General features: G+C 66.2%; 3 protein-coding genes. 1 reads left to right on the forward strand and 2 read right to left on the reverse strand.

The features are described from left to right. The coding region (locus AB1609_18030) for a S41 family peptidase (protein MEW6048345.1) at positions 1-956 on the forward strand (956 nt) is incomplete at its 5' end. 1,179 nt (positions 957-2,135) lie between these two features. Here AB1609_18030 and AB1609_18035 read toward each other — a convergent pair. Next, positions 2,136-2,519, reverse strand: coding sequence for a hypothetical protein (locus tag AB1609_18035; protein ID MEW6048346.1), 384 nt, complete (start codon positions 2,517-2,519; stop codon positions 2,136-2,138). Between the two features lie 753 nt (positions 2,520-3,272). Then, positions 3,273-3,692 (reverse strand): ParB N-terminal domain-containing protein (locus tag AB1609_18040; protein ID MEW6048347.1); only part of this gene is annotated, 420 nt, incomplete at its 5' end.

Below are 3,692 nucleotides of genomic sequence, written 5' to 3' on the forward strand. Positions count from 1 at the left end.
GGGGGCCGGCGGGGACGCCGGTGAGGCTGCTGGTGATGCGGGAGGGGTGGGATGAGCCGCGGGAGATAGTGGTGGTGAGGGAGAAGATCGTCATCCCCAGCGTGGAGAGCAGGATGCTGGGGGATGGGGTCGGGTATGTGCGCATTGTGTCGTTCCGGGAGGGGTCGGCGGAGCAGTTTGCGGGGGCGCTGGAGGAGTTGAGGAAGCAGGGGGAGCTGCGGGCGCTGGTGCTGGATTTGCGGGATAACGGGGGCGGCCTCGTCGATGAGGCGGTGGCGGTGGCGCGGCAGGTGGTGCCGGCGGGGCCGGTGGTCCACATCATCGGCAAGCAGTCCAGCCAGGTGGTGAAGGCGGAGGGACCGGGGCTGGGGCTGCCCATCGTCGTGCTGGTGAATAAGGGGACGGCCAGCGCGTCGGAGATCCTGGCGGGGGCGCTGGTGGACCGTTGTAAGGCGGTGCTGGTGGGTTCCCCCACCTTCGGGAAGGGGTCGGTGCAGGCGGTGATTCCCCTGAGCGGAGGGAGCGCGGTGCGGCTGACCACCGCCAGGTACCTGACGCCCAACGGGCACGTCATCGAGGGGAATCCCCTGAAGCCCCAAATTCTGGTGCAGGAGGAAGATAGGGGGCCGAGGCCGAAGTTCTCCTGGCGGAGACCTTTGAAGGTGCTCACCGTGGGGCTGGATGTGCTGGCGGCGCAGGAACTGCTCAAGTGGCTGGGCTACCCGGTCGGGGAGTCCGACGGGATTTACGGCCGCAACACTTCGGCCCAGGTGTCCGTCTTTCAGAGGGAGCACGGACTGCCGGCTACCGGTGTCCTGGACGAGGCGACCGCCCGGGCCATGAATGAGGCTGCGCCGCGGGATGCTGGGCGCAAGAAGGGCGACGAGTTGCTCGAGAAGGCGCTCGAGTACCTGCGGCAGGCGCTGGGCGTCGCCGTGGAGGCGGCGGCCGACTAGCGGCGCGAGATGCGGGTGGGGCACCCTTGCGGTGCGCCTTTCTTCTTGCCCCCACCCCTCCTCCTCACCTCCCCGGCCCACGCACCTCCTCCCCTATCCAGTACGGCCACCCCTGTCCGGGTCGTCCGGGTCGCGTGCGAAGTAGATCCCGAGCGCCCTGTACGACCTCGCCTGCCAGATGACGAGGAGCCTATGACGTCGGGGTGAAGCCAGCGGGGGGTCGGGGATACGGAAGGTGTGCTGGGTCGGCTGAGGTGGCATCACGTTGAGAGACGTCCGGTGGTGATCCTGGAGGTCAGCGAGAGGGCGCCGCCGTTGTCGAGGGGGCAGATGCGTTCCCCGGCGAGGGCAGGTCGGGGTGAAGGGCTTCGGCTGCAGGGTGGGTATCGTTGGGTCAGTTCTGGTCACAGCTTTGACGGATGAACAAGCCTCCCACTGAGGCGTCGCGTCGCCAGCCGTGCGGCCCCAACATTTCCTCCAGGGCCTTCCACAGCCTCCTCCGCCTACCGGCTTGCGTCTGCTGAAACGCGTCCGGTAGCACCTCTGTGGCTATGATCCGGACTCGGTTGGTTCCTTTCCAATGGAGGCGTGGATCGTCCTTTCGGCCTTCCAAGACGGCTTGAGCCAGGTCTTGTGCCAGTTTGCGCACGTCCAGTCGGGGCGCCATGGGATACACCTGTCTCGGTCGTTCGTCGGTAATAACGGCCTCTCGCTTGTCCAAGTCGACCTGCCAATACTGGACGATGGCGCGGGTCGACCCAAGAGCTGTGGGCCCGTGGCGCTCTATCGCAAACGTGAGTAGGGGCGGGTTCCAGCGCACATCCTCCAGCCGACCCAGCAATTTGTATGCTTCCATGCCCCGGTGTTCGCTGCCTTGCAGATGAGGCCACGCGGCGGCCAAGAGGTGTTCCAACTGGTTCAGCCGAGCGGCAGGCATGGTGCCGTCAGGACCTACCGGCAATCCGGATAACCAGGCCCTCAGCCGCAGTATGGGATCATCCTTTGTAGCCACGCTTGGACACCCCCTTTGAAACGCGGAACGTCGATCCGGTCAAGAATGCAGCCTCCACGCCCGTCACCGCATTGCTGCCGGCCAGATCGTATTGCCCTCGCTGCGCGTCTGGTGGTTCGTCCCCATTGAGAAAGCGTACGTCGGGCATGATCCTGCAACATTGCGGACTAGGGAACCGGGTTGCTACGCGAGCCCGCGGTCGGAGATTGCCCCTGTTTTGGCTGCTGCGGTGCCGGTTCGAGGCCCGCCTTGAGGCGGCGCACGAGTTGGGCGCAACTACAGCTGGCGCGCAGAACCTTGGCCTTTTCATAGTCTACGATGCCGAGGAGTTCCAGCTGGTCGAGAACGTGGTCACGGATGGTCGACGGCACCGCGTCAGTGCAGTTCCACAGTTGTCGGAGGAGCCAGTCTACCGTCCGCGGGGTCTCTTCCCACCCGACCAGAACCGTGTCGCCCAAGGTGGCGGTTTCGAGGGCGACTGTTTCCAGCCACTCGTAGAGGGCATCGCGCAGGTGGCCGGGTGCGTGTCCTGCTCTGCTTGGCGTGAACATATGCGCGCCTCCTTCCTCTTGGTTGTTCTACCCACTAAGCGTACGTCGGGGACGCCGGTGCAACAGGCTGCCTGGCCGTGAACTCGGGGCCCGTTGCTCGTCGGTAGTTCTTGCCCTACCGTGTGGCCTCCTCGCTCCCGCCGGTGACAGAGGTGCCAGCTTGACCTGCTGCATCTTTCGGTTCTAGACTCGCTGCGGGACGCGGCCACAGACTTTGCGGGACGCGGGCAGAGAGACTGCGTCCTGGTGCGTGTCCCGGTGGCCGTCCTGCCTAGCGTCCCGGTCAAGGGCGGATGGGGCAGCGTGCGGACCTGCGACGTCAGACGGGACGCCGGACGTGACTTTGCGAGATGCGAGACGGGACGCCAGCGGAGACGGCGAAGCGGGCACGTGGGACACAGCACGAGACGCAGTGCGGGACTGGGCCCCTGTCTCATGTGCCGTCCCGCACCGAGTCCCGCTTGCCGTCCCGTGAACAGTCACGGTTCGCGTCTCGTGCCGCGCCACGGGGAGAGTCTCGTGCGGTGTCTCGTGTGGAGTCTCGTGTAGGGTCTAGAGGGTGTGGCTAATGAGGGTGTCTGATGAACTGCTCTCGGGCGCGGTTACCGGTTGCGGCGCTAGCCCCCTCGCTGCCCGCGATGAGGCTGGCCCAGGGAGGGAGAACTGGGAGCGGTGGGCGAAGCTGCACCGCGAAGACGGCGGGGTGTGGGGGTCCTGGGGCCTGCTACTTCGCCTGCTGAATGTGGAGCGGGCCTACCCCTCGCCTCGGAACCACGATCTCACCATTGACCGCGAGGTTTCCGACTGGCTCCACAGGAACCGTGAGGCGACCTGCCTCTCCTGCCGGGTCCACTCCCTCACCGTCCGGGGGCTTACGGAAAGGAGGTCTGCCATTTCCTCGACGGAGTACTCGCCGAACAGCCGCCTGGCCAGCCGCTCCTTGTCCTTGCCCGAGAGTTGCGTCCCGTGGGTGGCGTTGAGGCGGAGGGCCTCGAGCAAAACGTCCCGGCGGGTGAGGAGGTCGGTGCGGATGACGGCCTTGATGGACGTCCTGCCTTCCAGCTGGTGGGCGGCCAAGCGGTGGTTACCGTCGACGAGCAGGTACTTCCCGGAGGGAGTGAGGACCACGTGGATGGGTGGCAGACGGTCGACGGCCAGGCGCTGCTGGGCGAT

It is taken from the genome of Bacillota bacterium (assembly GCA_040754675.1).
Classification (GTDB): Bacteria; Bacillota; Limnochordia; order Limnochordales; family Geochordaceae; genus Geochorda.